This is a genomic window from Pedobacter sp. A2324 (genome assembly GCF_059693705.1).
This window is the reverse complement of the sequence record NZ_JCASSK010000005.1, coordinates 250,040-267,822: the sequence shown is the minus strand read 5'-3', so window position 1 is coordinate 267,822 and position 17,783 is coordinate 250,040. Positions and strand designations below refer to the sequence as shown.

The window sequence follows — 17,783 nt, the reverse complement described above, 5'->3', positions numbered from 1 at the left end:
TTAATTCTTTTTTAGTTTTTGTATTTCTCTAGCTTGCTGATCCAGGCGATCGGATTGCACATCCAATTTTTTGGACTGTTCAATCAAATGCAACGTTAGCTCCTCAATCTTTTTCAGGAGTAGCTTATTCATTTCTCCGAGCTCAAGGCCATTTTGTTCGGCATCTTTAGCACTCGGGACTTCAGGAAGATGTTGATGCTTTTTGATATAGGCTTCAGTCTCTGAGAGCGACATATTCTGATAACCAGGTTTAAAAACGTAATCTGGCATACCCTGTATATCAACTCGGATTTCGCGCGCTTTAACTTTACCGTTCACCGTGAGCCGTTCGGTTGGATTAGTAAGGCCGATACCTACATTCCCAACAACTGCATTCAGGTAACTATCACTGCTTCCTGTAAGGTTCGAATTGGTAGCACCATTGGCATAAAACAGCTTTACACTTGATCCGAGTCCTGTGCCTCCGGTAAGCACCGTACGGTCTACCCCTCCCTGTGCACCGACTGAGATATAATTGGTCACATCCAGATCGTAGGCAGGGTTCTCGGTACCTACTCCCACGTGGCCGTTGGAGCGGATAATCATGGCTGTCTTTTTATCATTGGCCAGGTCGCCGTTAGGTCCGTGAAGCATAAAACGCATGCCCATTTGCATAATACCTGGGTATCCGGCATCAGGATAACCGTTACAACAATACCAATCGGGATAAGATTCGATAGACGCTCCAAAATAATTAGGAATAATATCACGGAAGCCAGTGAACTGAATTCCTTTCGGCGCGCCGTTTGCCTCATAATTTCCTATCGTAATAAAACTCGCCTCCGGAAGCTGCAATTGCGTTTTTGGATTGAGTATGCCCAATCCCAACTTGCCTTTAATAAAGCTATTTCCTGTACCTCCATCCACCGAAAGAAGCGGAACAAAGCCTGACGACCAGAATGAAAATTGCTTATCTTCATTCATGTGTATTCCAAAACCCGGGCGTGCAATACCATTAGTGCCAGATCCTGTTTTGATCAAACCTTCATCCCATCCCAAGCTAGTGTTGCGGTACCAAACTACGTTTGGCCACTCCATCTGATCATTACTATTGAATGTACCAATTACCTGCTGCGCCTTTGATGATAGCGAACCTAAGAGGCTAACTACTAAAAGGCCTATGAAGCTGTTAAATACCATGTTCATATTTTTTTAACCTTTGTTTGCTAATTTTCTCGCAAGTGCTTCAATTTTTTGAGTCTGCTCCTGTATTACCTTATCACGATCGTCGTTGCGTTTATGCTCGCTGATCAGGTGTAAGGTTAGCTCTTCAATTTTCTTCAAGAGCAACTTATTCATTTCACCCAGCTCAAGGCCGTTCTTTTCAGCTTCTGCAGCGCTTGGTATTTCCGGAAGGTGCTTGTTGTCTTGTATAAACTTCTCAAGATCTTTCAAAGGCATATTTTTGTAGCCGTTGTCAAAAACGTAATCACCTAATCCGGATCCGTTCACTCTTATTTCCAGTGCCTTAATTTTACCATTAACGGTGAGTTTTTCGCTGGGGTTATTGGTTCCGATGCCTACCATACCTGCATGGTACACATTGCCTGATGCATCAAAAGAATGATATAAGTTGCCACTGTAGGTGCCGCAACCATAACCTCCCTGACAGGAATTTCCATAAATCCGGAAAGACTCATTTGCATCATCGTTCAACTGAAGTTCAAGCCAGTTTTCGTTGGAGCTGGATTGTACCTTCCGCAACCGGTATGGATCACTGTCATCTCCGCCATCGGCATTTCTGAAAGCAATTTCTGGTACGCTGATGGTGCCCCGTACATCCAGCCGCGTGGTCGGATTATCTGTACCGATGCCAATGTTTCCGTCTCCACGCATAAACATCAGCTGCGTATCAGTTCCTGCATTACTAAAATTATGGAAACCAAAACCTCCAATAACCCCTGCGCCCTGATTGGTAATAAAACTCGTCTCCCCTTTTCCCGCCGAGCGGTTGAGGCCAATCAGCAATTTACCTGTATTTGCCATATAGCCGAGTTGACCCGGGCCTCCTGCCGGATCAAGATTAGCGCCACCAAATAGTGCCGTCCCTAAAACTTCAAAATTACCCTGTGGTGTTTGGGTACCAACACCAAAGCCATTGGAACCAAAAAAAGTGGGGTGATGGCCGCCATTGGATAGCTGAATGGTAGTAGAACCACTTGCATTGCCATTGGTCAAATGAAGGCCATAACTGAATCTGTGGGTCGCCCAGCCGTCGTTCATGTCTATAATATCGCCATCATCAGATAATGTAATACCACCTCCGGTTGCATTACTCATTGAGACGTACAAATTTCCTGTTGCCCGCATCCCGCCATTCAGGTCAAGTTTGAAGACTGGATTCGGATTTCCAATACCAACCGATCCGGACGGCGACATAAATAATCCTTCAGCGGTATCATTACTCCCACCTGGCTGTAAACCGAAAGTGCTCGAATTGTTTAGAAAACCTAAACCATACACCATTTGTCCGCTTCGAATGAACGACAAGTGAAACTGATTACCTTGCTGCGGAGGCCGGACTACCTGGAGATAACCATAGCGATTTCCATCATACGAATCCCCTACATCGATAGATGTACTTCGAAGCCCTATGTTCGTGCTGTTTCCTCGTTCAGTAACCGTTTGCAATGTTTCTACCTGCGCTTGCGCTTGCAAAACACTAAATAAAAATACAACTGCGGAAAGCCACTTGAGCCGGGTTGAGGTGAAGCCAGATGTCTTGTATGTTGCCATATTAAAGAATGTTAATCAGTTTGTTTGATGATTCTTTTTACTTATAACCTAATCAATACCTTCCATCATCGCCGTAGTTTAAAATCATAAAAACAACCCGTTTTATACAAAACGGATTTTGCTTAGCACGCCACATGCACGCGGTTGCGACCAGATTTAATAAAATTATAAAACACGAGGTTCAGCTTGTTTAGTAGAAAAGAACTTCAGTCCGAAGTTCATTAAAATAAATCTGGTTCAGGGCCCTGCAAAATCTGAAATCCACAGAACATCCTTCCAGGTTGACGAAACCTAAAAATTGCTTGACGAAACAGGTAATTTGCGCAGATGGAAAAAACTTTTCCACAAAAGTCCGCACTTTTAGCCCCAAGTCACTTTTTAAGTGCTATTTTTTTTGACAATATTGTTACAAAATATATCTTTGTAACATAGTTGTTAACCCTCTCTAAAAATGAAGTTAAATTGTATTGCTGTCGATGATGATGCAGCGAACCTCGAAATATTATCTGATTACATCGAGACATTAGGTAATTACACCCTGCTTGAAAGCTTTACAGACCCCATTTCAGCAATGCATTACATCAAAAAAATGGATAATCTGGATATCGTATTTATGGATATTGAAATGCCAAAAATGTCAGGCATAGAGCTTTCAAGAATCATCAGATCGAAAACAAAACACTTGATCCTTACTACTGCACACCCTAAATATGCATTAGATGCGTTTGAGGTTGATGCTGATGATTTTCTCCTGAAACCCTTTTCATTAGGCAAGTTTGCTGGCGTTCTAAATAAACTAGCCAGCACTTCAGCCCCTGTAGAATCGCCGGCAAAGGCTGAAGATGACGCATTTTTCTTTATTAAAAGTAAGAATGATAAGTCGAGATTGGTGCGAATTCGCTTCGCAGATATTGTAGCTATTGAAAGTATACAAAATTATGTTTCTATCTACACCACAAATAAAACGATTGTAGCCCACATCACGTTAATTAAAATAAAAGAGATTTTAGCGCAGAAAAATTATTTTATACAGATCCACCGTTCATTTGTTATTTCCAAGAACTATCTGGAAGAGATAGAAAACAACATTATTAAAATGGCCAACGATCTTCGGATTTCGGTGGGTGACAGCTATCGTGATGAACTGACAGATTTTGTTAAGGAAAAGACTGTAAAAACCGGGAGAAGTTAAGCTTTCATAATAATAGCGTATAGCGATAATAAAAATAATACCCTAAACATAAGCGAAGGCTATTGAAACCAAAATATCGGGCGGTTTATCACCGCCCAATAAACAAAATTTTTCACTACACCGCCAACCCTAGCATAATCGCACCCCCTTTGATTAGCTTTTTCCAAATCACAAAAAATAATGAGCTATTTGAACGAGCTTGAAACAAAAATGGTTAATCCAAATTTGTAAGGCGATGGTCAAATTCTTGCCTTTTTGGTTATGCTGCAGGCATTTACCACCCAAAAAGGACCTTAATAGCTATGTGCAAGCGGTTTTCTATGCATTTATGGCTACCAAACCACTAGCAAACCACTATCAGACCACTAGCATACCACTACCTGTATTACGGTGATGTGCCTTTAATGGTAAACAATTCACCTGTTTGATGTCGAGACTTATTTACGGATGGCACATTTTGAAATGCTGTTCCATTCCACAAAGATATTTTGTATTGTGCTATAAAACACAATTCATCCGGCGCGAATAATTAACACAGAACATGGTGCCGCTTATGAAATAATTTTCGGAAAATTACCTATTAACACCGACTTTACAAATTTAAAAAAGTGTTCAGGACATAGTTATACCCTTTGTTTTCCGAAATTATCTTTTTTACCTTGCGCACCATGCCGTGTACAGAGAAAATGAATGATGAATAAGAACGCTCCTTTCGATTACAAGCTTTGCATTGCGGCACTCCTGGTCACGGCCAATGATATACAAACACAGTTTTACAATTTCTGTCTATACCTCACTTTTAAGAAAAGCTTAAAAAATTACGGCTACGACTTAACCAACCTGGATGAAGATAACCTGATTGGAGATGCAGATTTTTTCGAAACTGTTGATGACCCCTTCGTGGTACGCTCCTATGAAACCATGGGCATTTCCTTTCCGATAGCAGATGATATAGAACTAAGGCACGGATTAACAGTTATGGATTGCTATGCCGACCGGGAAGTTCAGCGCGAAGCCACCCGCTATCAGCCCATCATGCACGACGACCTGATTACCAAAAGTTATGCAAGGGTACTTTTTTATTACATCAACTTTTACGATTCTGTTTTACTAAGCCTTTATTACTATGCCTGCGCACTATCGGTAGGCAGTTATAAAATTCCGAATTTTATGCGAACACGGTTGGATTATTCTTTCACCGGCAGTTTCAAATACCTTAATTTAGATAACCAGGATGTGGTGATGGTATTGGAAGCCATGGAAAGTTTTCTCGAAGAACAACAAAAAGTAAAGGATCTAGTGAAGCAGCTAAAGCCTTATGTGAGTTGCCCAAAAGTTTGAAAACACCAGGTATTCTAAAAACCTGATAAAACTGGACCATTTTCTTATAATGAAAAGTTAGTTAGCTACCAATTATCTGTTGACGAATGTCAAATGCAATCTGCCTCCAAATGCTGCAAAGGCTGATATTCCTGCGTTTTTAACATTTTATTGTTAAAATTTAACAATAAAACCGATATTTGTATGATTAGGCATACGTTTTGCATACTAGATATAACTATCCCTATGAAAATATTAACTGAAAATAAAGATTTATACAAGAATCTGTTAAAACGTTTTAACAAACTCTTGAGTACACTCGATGTCAACAGTGATTTCCTGGAGATTTCGACTCACCACAATGGCGCCCAAATTCAGGTGCGGATATGTGGAAGGCCGGATGAAGCTAACAATCTCAGTTGGGATGTAGTGAGGGTAATTAATAATAGTATTGTGATACCGTCAGAACTACACACTTCAACACTGGAGAAATAGTTTTTCCAAAAATGACAATGACATTTAAAAACAATTAATAATGAGAAAAGGAAGAATAATTTCCATTGACAACATAGACCAAACGGGAATAATTATAGACGAGAATGAACAGGAAATTCCATTTCATGCTAATCCTAAAGGCCATAACCTTAAACTGAATGACAACGTTATATTTGAAATTGCATTTACCATTTCCGGATTATCAGCAATAATTACTGGCTTGTAAACCGGGTTTGGTGTCTGCACATTTTGTACTGAGCCAGCCAAATCTCATTTACTGCAAATGGCCTAAAGATTTTAAATCAGCCGGCGCACCCCTGCCTTGTGCGCCAGCGATATATCATTAATGTAACTAGGCATTTTCAAGAAAATGCATACAAAACTTTGCTAATACAGGCATATCAGGTTAACAACTCTCCCATCCCGAATAACGTTAAACCTTTCCCATATTCGCTTGCAACAGCCTGATTGGCGGCTTCAATAAATTCACCGGTGATGGGATCAACAACAGTTCTTAACGGCCTGTTGCCTTTTTCCTGATTGATCAGCTTCACAATGGCATCAGCCACATCCTGGGGATTGGGATTGCGCGCCTGAAACAGTCCGCCTATGGCTGCCATCATTTTGCCCGGCACATCTGCAATGGCACTATACCCTGCTGTAACCGAATCATCTGACCCAGGGTGATACTTTTGCGACATCTCCGTAGGGAAAGCACCCGGCTGAACAATCGCAACATCAACACCTAAAGGCCTTAATTCGTAATGAAGGCCTTCACTTAGTCCTTCAAGCGCAAACTTCGAAGCGCTGTACATCGTGGCAAAAGGAAAGGAAACCCGCCCAAATCCGCTGGTAACATTGATAATAAGGCCTTCGCCTTTCTGGCGCATGGCAGGCAGTACCTGTTTAATTAACCTCCAGGGCGAAAAGACGTTGATATCGAACAGCCCTTGTACATCATCTGAGGTAAAACTTTCCGCTACTCCGTTCATTGAATAACCGGCATTATTCACCAGTACATCAATCGATCCTTCCTGATCAATAATCTGATCAATGGCTCGTTTAACATCCGCATCATCGCCAATATTAACATCTATTACGGTAATATTCTCCACTGACGAAAGCAATTGTGCTTTCTCAGCATTTCTTCCGGTGGTATCTCGCATGGTAGCATAAACCTGATGCCCCAAAGCGGCAATGCTTTTTGCACTCAGCCAGCCAAAACCGCTATTTGTTCCTGTAATCAATACTGTTTTTCTGCTCATCTTTTTTTTGTTTAAATGAATGAAACAAATGTTGTGAACAGCGGGCGAAAAAAATTTACCATTTGGTAAAAAGTATACTAGCGAATGTTTCTCCGGATTCTGCTCAACGATTGCTGCGTGATTCCCAGATATGAAGCCACATGTGATAACGGGATTCGGTTTAGCAGTGCAGGAAACGCCTCAATGAAAGATAAATAGCGGGTTTTAGCATCTTCAGAAACCAGCGGACTTCTCCGTTCCATAGCCACCATTAAGCATTTTTTAACCACATTGGCTTTGATCATTTCAAAACCAATGATGGTATTAGATAAATCATCCCAGGCTTTCTTTGTAAACGCAAACAGCCTGGCATCGGTAACGGCCTGAACGTATTCGGAAGCCTCTACCTGCAGTTCAAATTTCTGATTATCTACTACAAAGTTCCCTTCATCAACAAAATAATTGGTGATTTCTTCGCCCTTATTGTTATAATAACAAAAGCGGAATACCCCTTCCAGAACAAATCCTACATGCCGGGGCACTTTTCCTGCTTCAGAAAAATATTCATCCTTTTTAAGCTCAATAATTTTGCCTTTGCTTAAAATAAGGTCGAGCTGTTGTTGATTGAGATCGCCAAATTGAAGAATGAAGTCAGTAAGTACTTTCATGGCCGAAATATAGGATTAACCATCTTGATTTCATTTACCAAATGGTAAAAATTCAGGCTTAGCCTTCCTTTAAACGAAAAACCTGGCAGGCAGATTTCGATGTTTTCACAATTTTTGGATCCTGTGCAATAACATTTTCTAAAAAGTCCCTGTTGGCATCCCCCCATTCATTTAAAGCATCTATAACAGGCATTAGCGACCAGCCAACCGGGGTTAATGAATACTCAACTTTGGGTGGTAACTGCGGGTAAATTTTCTTCTCCACCATACCATGGGTTTCCAGCTCTTTAAGCTGAACATTCAGCACCCGGCGTGTTGCACCTGGCAAGAGCCTCAACATCTCGCTCGGACGCTTCACATCCATAGAAATTGCATGAAGCAACGCAGGCTTCCATTTGCCGTTCAGCACTTCCCTGGTGAGGTGCAGACCGCAGTCGATTGTGAGGGGAATCTTTCTTTCGTACATACCGTTTCGTATGCTACAAAAATACACATTGTAACGGAACTGGTTATAGGGATAAAATTATCCCTATAACATTAGTTTGACCCATATTGCACTGCTGACACCAGTGCACGAACTTTGACATCAAAAAAAAGCAATGAAAAATACCCAACTGGCACAGCATACACAACCATTACTGGGAACCTACCAGATAGGCGGTTTAACATTAAAAAACAGAGTTGTAATGGCTTCCCTTACCCGGGGCCGCGCCACCAACGAAGGGATGGTACCTACACCCCTGATGGCCGATTATTATGCGCAGCGCGCCTCGGCAGGCCTGATCCTCAGTGAGGGCACCTGGGTTAACTCCAGGTCAATTGGTTTCATCAATGTACCAGGCATTTATACCCGCGAACAGATTGATGGCTGGAAGCTGGTGACCCAGGCGGTACATGAAAAAGGCGGACTGATTTTCTCCCAGCTGGGCCATATCGGTGCTGCTTCCCACCCGGATTTTTTCAACGGCGAATTGCCTGCAGGACCATCAGCCATCAATCCGCAAACCAGGTCTTTCACCCCCCAGGGCTTTAAAGATTCGCTCACACCAAGAGCATTTACGCTTGCTGAGATAAAACAAACCATCAGGGATTACAGGCAGGCAGCAAAAAATGCAAAAGAAGCAGGCTTTGATGGGGTCGAAATTCATGCACAAGCCGGTATGCTGATTCCACAATTTCTCAGCAAGGCTACTAATCAGCGAACCGACGAATACGGTGGCAGTATCGAAAACCGTGCGCGTTTGGTATTTGATATTCTCGACGCCGTAATAGAGATCTGGGACAGCACACGTGTGGCGATCAAATTTACCCCTGTTGCCATCAGCAATGTAGGGATTATGGTCCCTGATGAGGAAACCATCCCAACGTATAAATATATAGTAAACAAATTGAGCGACTACGATCTGGCTTATCTGCACATTGTAGCACCGGCTGAGGATTTAACGGGAACCCCTGTAGCCGAATTACAAGACGATTATTTCAGTCATTTCCGCAACAATTACAGCGGCAGGTTAATGGCGAATCTCGGTTTTACCAGGGAAAGTGGTAACGCAATATTGGAACAAGGAAAAGCAGACCTGATATCTTATGGTGCACCTTTTATTGCCAACCCTGATCTGGTTGAACGCTTCAGATACAACCTGCCACTTGCAACAGCCGATACCGGCACGTATTACAGCGGAGGCGAAAGCGGCTATGCAGATTACCCACCGGCACTTTAATCATTCAGCTGCTTCATGCATGGGTGATTTAAGCATTCTAAATCAAGGTTAACGGAAATGTGTTTTCGTTAACCTTCGTTCGTTTAAACTATTTTAGGCCTGATCACTTTTGTTAGAATAATTATCCAGCTCCAGTTTCATTTTCATCCGGTTCTTTGTTTGCTGGGTAACATCTGTAGCAATGATCATAATGGCCGAAGTATTGCCACGCGCATTGATCAGCGGTTCATAAATAAAATTGAAAAACACTTCTTCCATTCCGTTTTTAAGCTCAAGCATTACACTGGCCTCCTTCCCTACATATCGGGTACCTGATGTATAAACCTGATCCAGTATGTCAAGGTAAGGCTGACCGATTAACTCGGGCAATGCGATCGACATGGGTTTGCCGACGATGGATTTGTCTTTTCCCCAAAGGCTAAGAATCAGTTTGTTAGCCGTTTCAATTTTGAGCTGCCGGTGGCGGACAATCCCAAAGGCAATCGGAGCCTGATCCAGGAATGCTTTAACTTCAACCCGTAACCGGGAAAGATTTCGGTTGAGAAGCATACCAAGATTATACGACTCACTAAGCTCTTGCTGCGCAACATTCAGATCATCATAAGCCACATCGAGCTCTGCCTGAAAAAGGTCAAACTCCCCTTTAATCAGATCATAATCATCAGCCATTGAGGAAGAAAGCGCCATTGCATTTAACTGAACACCAAGCATTCTGGCAATGCCATCAAGCATAAGCTGATCCTGGTTTACACTGTGGCCGCCATACTGAATAATAATCACACCAAGAACATCCTGCTGATCCCCGGGGATTTCACTATAAATACTCCTTGCTTTTTGATCTGAAATACCATCATACATGGTGCCAAGCCTGATTTCCACCTCGTCAGTCGAAAATAGCTTCTTGATTAACAGGCTGGCCTCTTCGAGAATGGCTTCCCTGGCCTGAGTAAGTCTGATGCGGAAACGTTTAACATCTAAGGTTTCGCTGGATAATGACATATAGGTACTGTATTTAATACTTAAAAGATAGACGCTTGAACCACTGTTTCCGACGACAACATTCATGACCAGTTGACTGATCATCAAAACATTACACGCTTTGAAAGTACCTAAAAATACCCAGCTATTTCTATAAAATCAAAAAATGGGAAGGACTACGTGGGTTAAAACAGCAAAATCACGTATTTACCACGGGTGCTGAAGAGAATTTTTGAGATAAGCAATAAACAGAAACTGACCATGATGGCTAACAGAGGCGAGGTGATGACTGTGGGTATGCCCGATAAATATTTCAGGGAGTCCTTTGTTATTTCTTTGCAATTGTAAGCCCTTATGCCTCCCGTTAAAACGTGATATATAATCACTGGAATTCTGGCGCTGCAACACGCAGCACTGCTCCATATCAGAATTGGTTTTAAAACTTAGCGTATGCACATAATGCTTAGTGATTTCGCTATGAGTGATGAATTTTTCACTCCGGTAATCAACCGAACCTGTACACTTTGAATCCTGTATCTGAAAAGTGCAGTGGAAACCCTTTGGATCGTAAAACCGGATTCCGGTATTCCGGTTTACAATTTTATAGGCTGCTTCTTTCATGCTCCAGATCAGCCAAACCATCAGGTCGGGGCAATCCGAACCCTGAACCAGCTGCTGCTCATCCGGCGTAAATATCTTCGACAGATAGTTTGGTCTTCTCCAGCAATTCTCCATTCCGGCGAGCTGCAAATCAACCACATCATTTCCCAGCATTTTCAGCGAGTTTGTTTTCAATCACATCGACAGTGGCTTTCACATTCAGCATTTTAGCCATTGAATCATTATCAATGGTAATCTTAAACTTCTCCTCAATATCTAAAACGATGTCGACAAGATTTGCTGAATTGATTTTTAAATCGGCAATAAAATCTGTCTGTTCGCTAATGCTTTCCAACGCACCCTGTTCTTCACTGTAAAGCGAAACAATATCCCTCAAACCGCTAAGTATTTCTTGTTTATCCATTTTGGTATTTTTTAAAAATTAAACAGGCATTTACATCGCCAAAGCCAAAACTCGCCTTCGCTAAAATATTAAAGCTTTTTTCCAACCGTTTACGGGGAATCCTATCTTCATCAACTAATAAGGCAATTTCTGGATGCAAATCATCGCAATTTACATTAGGAAAAATAAAACCCTGATTCAACTGGAGAACAGCGGCCACACATTCTATACTTCCTGAAGCGCTGATGCAGTGACCAATCATCCCTTTAAGCGAATTGATGTAAGGAAAATCAGCATGAGTGCACTCCAGCGCAGCTTTCCAGTTTTCAATTTCAAAAGCATCTTTGCTGGTAGCGGTCAGGTGACCATTGATTACATCGATATCCCCGGCGTTAATATTGGCATCCTCAATTGCTTTTCCAATACAACGCTGCACAGCCCCGGCGTTTGGCGCCGTCATGGTACCACCCCCACGCTGCCCCCCTGAATTAACATGACCACCAATAATTTCTCCATAAATCCGGGCATTCCGCGCCAGGGCACTTTCAAGGGATTCCAGTACCAGTGCACCTGCCCCGCTCCCCGGAACAAAGCCGCTCGCCGTTGCACTCATGGGCCGGCTCCCGGATTCCGGAGCATCATTATGTTTAAATGTACAAACTTTCATGGCATCAAAACCGCCCCAGATATAGGGGCCACTATCGCTGGTGCTTCCTGCAAGCATCCTTTTTGCTTTTCCATACTTAATGTGCTCATAGGCCATCAGGATACTTTCCGTGCCGGTAGCGCAGGCCGCCGAATTGCTGCTCACACGGTTACCCAAACCCAGCTTACCACTAATAAAAGCACTAACGCCGCTGGCCATGGTTTGTGCCACTACGCTGCTGCCAAGCTTTCTGATTTCAAATACATCAATTTTGTTTATGGCCCACCTGAACTTATCTATTCCGGAAGTTCCGGCACCAAAAAAAGTGCCGCTGTCCCAATCCGGTTCATTAGAATCTGCACTTTCAAGGCCTGCATCCTGCCAGGCATCCAGCCCGGCAATTACGCCGTAAACGATGCCTGTGCTGTCCATGTTCCTGATTTCCAGTGGACTGAAATATTGTGCAATACGCTCCGGAGTTAGCTGAGGCTGACCAGCAATCTGACAGGAAAAGCCAAGCCTCTCCAGTTCGGGCTGATGCCTGATACCGGATATGCCATTTTCTATGGCGTATTGAAATTCGCCGACCGTGGTACCATTGGGTGCGCAAACGCCAAGGCCCGTAATCACTACCCTGTTTTCATTCATTTGGATTTGTCGTTAACATGCCTGATATTATTCCTTTACACACCGTGTCTCCTGCCGAATTTGCCATTGTCACTTTACAGGATAATTTGTTGAACCTGAAATAAACTTTCTCGCTCATTACTGTAACCTGCTCTCCGGGGTAAACAGGTTTTATAAAATCAATGCTGCTCGAGGTCATCGCCAGTCCCGGGCCTTTACCGGGAGGTGTTTCCCCAACCAGAAATATCCCCAGACAAACTAATCCGATCTGGGCCATGGTCTCAGTCAGTATCACAGCAGGGGTTACTGGAAAATCCTTAAAATGAGAGGGGTAAAACGGAAGCGCCCGATCAAAAGTATAGGTTCCTTTAGCGCCGTTTTCATCAACGTGCAAAAGCTCGCCAACAAATAAAAAGTCGCGGCCATAAGGGAGTTTACTTACAATTTCGGATCTGGTCATATTACCATTTTAATAGAATTCTCTGTGCCGAAAAACCCGGGCCGAAACTCAACATTAAGCCCCTGTCGCCCCGAGCAGGATTGCTTTCCATATATTGCTGCAGTACGTAAAGCACAGTGGCACTGCTCATGTTGCCGTATTGCCTCAATACGGCTTTGGTCTGGTCGATATTTTTACCCAGCTGGCCAAAAAGTTCTTCTACCACCTGAATAATCTTCTTTCCCCCCGGGTGAAAAATCAGGTGATCAATATCCGAAATATCTAATCCGTTTTTCGCCAGAAAGGGATGAATAATCTCAGGAAAATGGCTGGCAATGGTCTCCGGCACTTCCACATTGAGCACCATTTGAAGTCCGGTATCCGTAAGCTTAAAGCCCATCATATCTTCAGACTCGTAAAAATGATACATTTCCTCTGCCACCAGCTCTGGCCCCTGGTCTGATTCATCTGAACTTAATAACACGCATGCCGCCCCATCTCCAAAAATTGCGGCACTCACAATATTCGCCATAGAGAAATCATTGAGCTGAAATGTCGCCGTTGGTGATTCTACGGCAACTACAGCCGCTCTTTTTCCGGGGTTGGCCTTTAAAAAGTTTTTAGCATAAATCATTCCCGAAACACCTGCGGCGCAGCCCATTTCGGTTACCGGAAGACGAACAATATCCTGTTTTAAACCAAGGGCGTTAATCAGATAAGCATCCAGCGACGGGATCATGATTCCGGTACAGCTTACAGTAATGATATAATCCAGATCGCTAGGTTTCCACCTTGCCGCCTCCAGTGCATCGGAAAGACATTTTTTGCCAAGCTTGATGGATTCCCTGATGTAAATATCATTTCGCTTCTCAAAACTTAAATCAGAGAACACTTCTTCGGGTGCCATGATGGAGTAGCGTTTATCAACGGCAGCTCCTTCAAATATCTTTTTGACCTTTCTCACGAAACGCTCATCTTGTCCCGCTAACCATACATCCAGAAAAGGAAGGATTTCGGCGGTTGTTCTCGAAAATTCAGGTAAGGCTTTGCTTACTGTTTTTATTTTTACGCTCATCGTGTTTGTATAACCCATAAATACCTGAATGCCCATCGCCAGACAATACTTGAACTGAGGTTCAAAGCCGCTGTATAACGCTGTAAATCTTTCCGTTTAAACCCGCGGAGAATGGAAACCAGTCCATCTTCCCTCGACATGTGGTTAAGCCTGAATACAAAGCTCAGTGCGGTAAAAAGCCGGTAGGCAATACCACTCCGCTCCAGGTCATTTACAACAATACCTACGGATACGCCCTTGCTCAGGTTTTTCAACAGCGATATAATCTCGCGATCAGAAAAATGATGCAGGGTAAGTGTGAAAAGCAGGATATCGCAATCTTCGCCCGCTGCCGTTTCATCAAAAATATCACTGCACTGGTAGCGGATATCCGGATAATTCACTGAACAGCTGATGGCATGTTCAATGGTACATCTGTTTGCATCAATGCCTTTTAATTCGAAGTTAAGGCGATGTTTAGTTGCATAATCAGCCAGCATCCTAAGCATCGCCCCATTGCCGCAGCCCACATCCGTAATGCGTAGTGTGCCTGATTTATTTTTTTTCATTAACATCCTGATGCCCTCCAAAGTCACTTTATTGCCACCAAGTAATTTGTTGATGGCGGCGATTTTATCAAGTGCATCCGTCAGGATTTCACCTTCCATGGCAAAATCATCCATAATCTCTGGTGCAGTACTCCTGTATTTTGTATCTATTGGCATTTAGTTCGCTATTGATATTGGTTTTCCATGGGTCATTCTGATGGTGCCGGGGAGCAAAGCAGGCATTTTAGTCAAAGCGCCTATTGCCAGCCTTTGCATCGTGGTGTTGTTAAAAACAGCAGACAAAATTTTACCCGTCAGGAGTCTCCCGCGAAAAAGTTTTGTCCATTGCTGCGTATATTCTTTTTCAAAACCCGCGCGGGACATGGTTTTATCTTTTAAAAATGTCGTGATTAGCTCAGCTGCAATTTTTGCACCATGCATGGCCATTGCCATGCCGTTACCGCATAAAGGATGGATTAATGCCGCGCTATCGCCAATCATGATCACGTGGTCGAACACAGGCTCCTTTTCATCAAAGCAAATCTGACTGATGGTAAGTGGTGCATCAAAAATCATCTTTGAATTTTCCAGGATGTTTTTCAGCAGCTTATTCTGATACAGCACCTCCTCCTGGTAGTGATCGATATGCTTAAATCGCTTAAAAGTTTGATAGCTGGCCAGATAACAAATATTCAGTTTATGCTCCTCCACCTTTGACACGCCACAGTAGCCCCCTTTGAAATTGTGCAGAGCGACCAGACTGGATGGAAATGCCCCTTCATAATGTGCCTTTACGGCCAGATAAGGGGACTTATCACGAATAAAATCCCTGCCTAATGTTTTGTCAAGCGAAGATCGTTTGCCAAAAGCGCCAAGAACTTGTTTTGCGGTAATATGCTTCCCCTGGCTGGTTTCCACATCAAAATGGGTTTCATGAAAAACGACCCGGGTTACCGTATCTGCCAGTACCGAAACACCTCGCTCTATGAGTTTCTGGCAGAAAAAATCGTCCATTACATAACGGCTTAAACCGAATCCACCCAGTGGCAGCGTTGTGTTAATACAGTTGCCTGCAACCGAACTCACCTGCAAATTAGTGATTGAAGTTGGCTGCAGACTTTCTAATGAAATACCCAGCGAGGCTAAGTATGGCAGTACCTCATTGGAAACATATTCTCCGCATACTTTATGATGCGGATAGCTATTCTTTTCAATCAGGGTAACTTGAAACCCGTTTTTTTGCAGATGAAGCGCAGCGGTTAAGCCCGCCAGCCCGCCACCGATGATAAGGATTTCTGTTTCAATCTGCATATGCTGAAGTTAACAATTTCCCCGGCGTATTGTTCAATATATAAACTTAAAATCAATGCGGATAAAACTTTTGTATATCACCCAAATATTTATTTCGAAAGGTTAGGTTAGGGCTGGTGATTCTGTAAATGTAAAGCCCATCAAGATGCGAATTTTCCGTCTTCATCCGGTCAATACAAACGACCTGGTTGCCAAAATCTTTAACTTTTTCCAGCCCGATCCTGCTCAGGTAAAGCACCGTTTCCGCTCTGAGGTTCTCGGGCGAATAAAGCAAAAAGCTATTGTGTGCAGAAATCACCGGGGGCATAGCTGCATTACCATAATATTTCAGTGCACCAGCGATGGCGTAGTCTTCGGTAAGGATGCTTAGTCCGCCCTTTGGATACGGAAAGCTGTTGGATATCTTCAGCACCTCTCCGGCGAATTGCTTCCAGCCAGTCATGTCTGCAAAAAACTGGGGGATATCGCCAGCTCTTCCATCTTCATAGCGCAGAGGTCGCGAAAAACTGGTATATCGAACCATGTGCCGGATGTAGATTTTGCAAACGGTAACCGGAAGCACCGGAATAACAACAGGCAAACTTAAAAGTGCAAAAAGGTATAGCATTCCAACAAAAACAATACGTGAAGGTAACTTTAAACGATTGAGCAGAATCTCCCAGCACTGCCCTCCCGCTGCAAAGAAAATTGGAAATATGCCCAATCCATAGTATAGCTTGCCTTTAAGCAAGGCCAGTATAAAAATGAGCAGTAAAAAGGTCATGCACCATATCCTTCGCCGCTCATCGGTTCTTTTGTTAATCATCAATAAGAGGAAACCCGCCGACCACACCGCAACGCCTGCCCCATGGAAAAAGAAAAGCTGAAACAGATAATCTGGTATATCAAATGAAAGCATGGATGAACCCACGGAATAAACATAGTGGAAAGCTGGAAAACCGTGGATCAGCTGCCAGATAAGGTTTGGCGTAATGAGCAGAATAAACAAGAGCGATGGCCGGATCAGTTTTGGAAACATTCTTCCAAATTGTTTGAAGGAAATGATTAAAAAAGTAAAAGTGAGCAAACCAAAATACAGCAGAATACTGTATTTATTGAGTACACCCAAACCAAGTGCAACCCCGGCCAGGTACAGATATTTTTGAAGCTTTGTTTTTTCGTAGGCGACAATGCTAAAGGTTAACAGGGTCCAGAAGAAAACATCAAAGACTGCGGGTTGAAGTAAATATGACGTAGCCAGATAGGCCGGTGAACAGATCATAGCCGAACAGGCAATAACAATGGCTAACTTACCACCACCTAAATATCGGGTAATGTAGCCCGTCAACATAACGGTAAGCGCCGAAATCAAACAAGGCAAAATACGAAAGCCAATCGTGCATGATCCAAAACAAAATTCAGAGAGTCGCGCTACCCACACAACAAATGGGGAGATATCAAGGTAACCCCACTCAAAATGTTTACCTAATTCGATGTAGTATAATTCATCAGCATGGAATCCATATTCACCGAGACCTATAGAATGGATAAATAATTTTAGAAGACCAAAAAATAGAATGAGAAAAAAAATATTGTCTGCTTTTATTTGCTTGCTAATTAATAACATTAACTATGGTAACAGGCTTAAAGCGAAATAGATTTGGGTATTTTTAAATGAGCGATTAAAGTTGCCTGGGGCACAATATCTTATTTTCATTGCTAAATTTAAATTTTACCAAACAAAATGAATCGCGCTGCGTTTATAATCTGATCCCGGGGTGGT

At 42.9% G+C, this 17,783-nt stretch carries 19 protein-coding genes; 5 read left to right on the top strand and 14 right to left on the bottom strand.

Annotated features, from left to right (window positions below):
- Complete coding sequence (locus AC570I_RS16330; protein WP_497406315.1) at nt 1-1,185, bottom strand: hypothetical protein; 1,185 nt, start codon at nt 1,183-1,185, stop codon at nt 1-3.
- Nucleotides 1,186-1,191: 6 nt separating this feature from the next.
- Nucleotides 1,192-2,775 carry a hypothetical protein gene (locus tag AC570I_RS16325; RefSeq protein ID WP_497406314.1) on the bottom strand — a complete coding sequence of 528 codons (1,584 nt, stop codon included), beginning with the start codon at nt 2,773-2,775 and terminating at the stop codon, nt 1,192-1,194.
- A 451-nt stretch (nt 2,776-3,226) separates the two neighbouring features.
- Here AC570I_RS16325 and AC570I_RS16320 point away from each other — a divergent pair, with 451 nt between their 5' ends.
- The 4 genes from AC570I_RS16320 to AC570I_RS16305 all read left to right on the top strand — a co-directional run bounded on the left by AC570I_RS16320 (nt 3,227) and on the right by AC570I_RS16305 (nt 6,008).
- On the top strand, nt 3,227-3,967 hold the full coding sequence (locus AC570I_RS16320) for a LytR/AlgR family response regulator transcription factor (RefSeq protein WP_497406313.1): 741 nt from the start codon (nt 3,227-3,229) through the stop codon (nt 3,965-3,967).
- Nucleotides 3,968-4,657: 690 nt separating this feature from the next.
- Nucleotides 4,658-5,308, top strand: a complete 651-nt coding sequence (locus AC570I_RS16315; protein ID WP_497406312.1) for a hypothetical protein — start codon at nt 4,658-4,660, stop codon at nt 5,306-5,308.
- A 225-nt stretch (nt 5,309-5,533) separates the two neighbouring features.
- Complete coding sequence (locus AC570I_RS16310; protein WP_497406311.1) at nt 5,534-5,782, top strand: hypothetical protein; 249 nt, start codon at nt 5,534-5,536, stop codon at nt 5,780-5,782.
- Nucleotides 5,783-5,822: 40 nt separating this feature from the next.
- Nucleotides 5,823-6,008, top strand: coding sequence for a hypothetical protein (locus AC570I_RS16305; protein ID WP_497406310.1), 186 nt, complete (start codon nt 5,823-5,825; stop codon nt 6,006-6,008).
- Nucleotides 6,009-6,183: 175 nt separating this feature from the next.
- On the opposite strand, the gene AC570I_RS16300 is transcribed toward AC570I_RS16305, so the two are convergent.
- The 3 genes from AC570I_RS16300 to AC570I_RS16290 form a co-directional block, all read right to left on the bottom strand.
- On the bottom strand, nt 6,184-7,047 hold the full coding sequence (locus AC570I_RS16300) for an SDR family oxidoreductase (protein ID WP_497406309.1): 864 nt from the start codon (nt 7,045-7,047) through the stop codon (nt 6,184-6,186).
- Nucleotides 7,048-7,124: 77 nt separating this feature from the next.
- On the bottom strand, nt 7,125-7,694 hold the full coding sequence (locus AC570I_RS16295) for a Crp/Fnr family transcriptional regulator (RefSeq protein ID WP_497406308.1): 570 nt from the start codon (nt 7,692-7,694) through the stop codon (nt 7,125-7,127).
- Nucleotides 7,695-7,752: 58 nt separating this feature from the next.
- Entirely contained in the window at nt 7,753-8,160 is a 408-nt protein-coding gene (locus AC570I_RS16290) for a winged helix-turn-helix transcriptional regulator (protein ID WP_497406307.1), read from the bottom strand.
- A 133-nt stretch (nt 8,161-8,293) separates the two neighbouring features.
- On the opposite strand from AC570I_RS16290, the gene AC570I_RS16285 reads away from it, so the two are divergent.
- Nucleotides 8,294-9,415, top strand: coding sequence for an alkene reductase (locus tag AC570I_RS16285; RefSeq protein WP_497406306.1), 1,122 nt, complete (start codon nt 8,294-8,296; stop codon nt 9,413-9,415).
- A 93-nt stretch (nt 9,416-9,508) separates the two neighbouring features.
- On the opposite strand, the gene AC570I_RS16280 is transcribed toward AC570I_RS16285, so the two are convergent.
- The 9 genes from AC570I_RS16280 to AC570I_RS16240 form a co-directional block, all read right to left on the bottom strand.
- Nucleotides 9,509-10,414, bottom strand: coding sequence for a PAS domain-containing protein (locus tag AC570I_RS16280; RefSeq protein WP_497406305.1), 906 nt, complete (start codon nt 10,412-10,414; stop codon nt 9,509-9,511).
- Nucleotides 10,415-10,600: 186 nt separating this feature from the next.
- Entirely contained in the window at nt 10,601-11,167 is a 567-nt protein-coding gene (locus tag AC570I_RS16275; protein WP_497406304.1) for a 4'-phosphopantetheinyl transferase family protein, read from the bottom strand.
- Nucleotides 11,154-11,417 (bottom strand): phosphopantetheine-binding protein, encoded by a 264-nt coding sequence (locus AC570I_RS16270; RefSeq protein ID WP_497406303.1) that lies wholly within the window; start codon nt 11,415-11,417, stop codon nt 11,154-11,156. The genes AC570I_RS16275 and AC570I_RS16270 overlap by 14 nt, the downstream gene beginning before the upstream one ends.
- Nucleotides 11,410-12,690: a beta-ketoacyl-[acyl-carrier-protein] synthase family protein gene (locus AC570I_RS16265; RefSeq protein ID WP_497406302.1), complete on the bottom strand. Its 1,281-nt coding sequence runs from the start codon at nt 12,688-12,690 to the stop codon at nt 11,410-11,412. Before AC570I_RS16265 ends, AC570I_RS16270 begins: the two co-directional genes overlap by 8 nt.
- Nucleotides 12,683-13,129, bottom strand: coding sequence for a 3-hydroxyacyl-ACP dehydratase FabZ family protein (locus AC570I_RS16260; protein WP_497406301.1), 447 nt, complete (start codon nt 13,127-13,129; stop codon nt 12,683-12,685). Before AC570I_RS16260 ends, AC570I_RS16265 begins: the two co-directional genes overlap by 8 nt.
- 1 nt (nt 13,130) lies before the next feature.
- Nucleotides 13,131-14,183: a type III polyketide synthase gene (locus tag AC570I_RS16255; protein ID WP_497406300.1), complete on the bottom strand. Its 1,053-nt coding sequence runs from the start codon at nt 14,181-14,183 to the stop codon at nt 13,131-13,133.
- Complete coding sequence (locus AC570I_RS16250; RefSeq protein WP_497406299.1) at nt 14,180-14,887, bottom strand: methyltransferase domain-containing protein; 708 nt, start codon at nt 14,885-14,887, stop codon at nt 14,180-14,182. Before AC570I_RS16250 ends, AC570I_RS16255 begins: the two co-directional genes overlap by 4 nt.
- Nucleotides 14,888-16,021 carry an NAD(P)/FAD-dependent oxidoreductase gene (locus AC570I_RS16245; protein WP_497406298.1) on the bottom strand — a complete coding sequence of 378 codons (1,134 nt, stop codon included), beginning with the start codon at nt 16,019-16,021 and terminating at the stop codon, nt 14,888-14,890.
- 52 nt (nt 16,022-16,073) lie between these two features.
- Nucleotides 16,074-17,627 carry an ArnT family glycosyltransferase gene (locus AC570I_RS16240; RefSeq protein ID WP_497406297.1) on the bottom strand — a complete coding sequence of 518 codons (1,554 nt, stop codon included), beginning with the start codon at nt 17,625-17,627 and terminating at the stop codon, nt 16,074-16,076.
- Nucleotides 17,628-17,783: the final 156 nt, after the last annotated feature.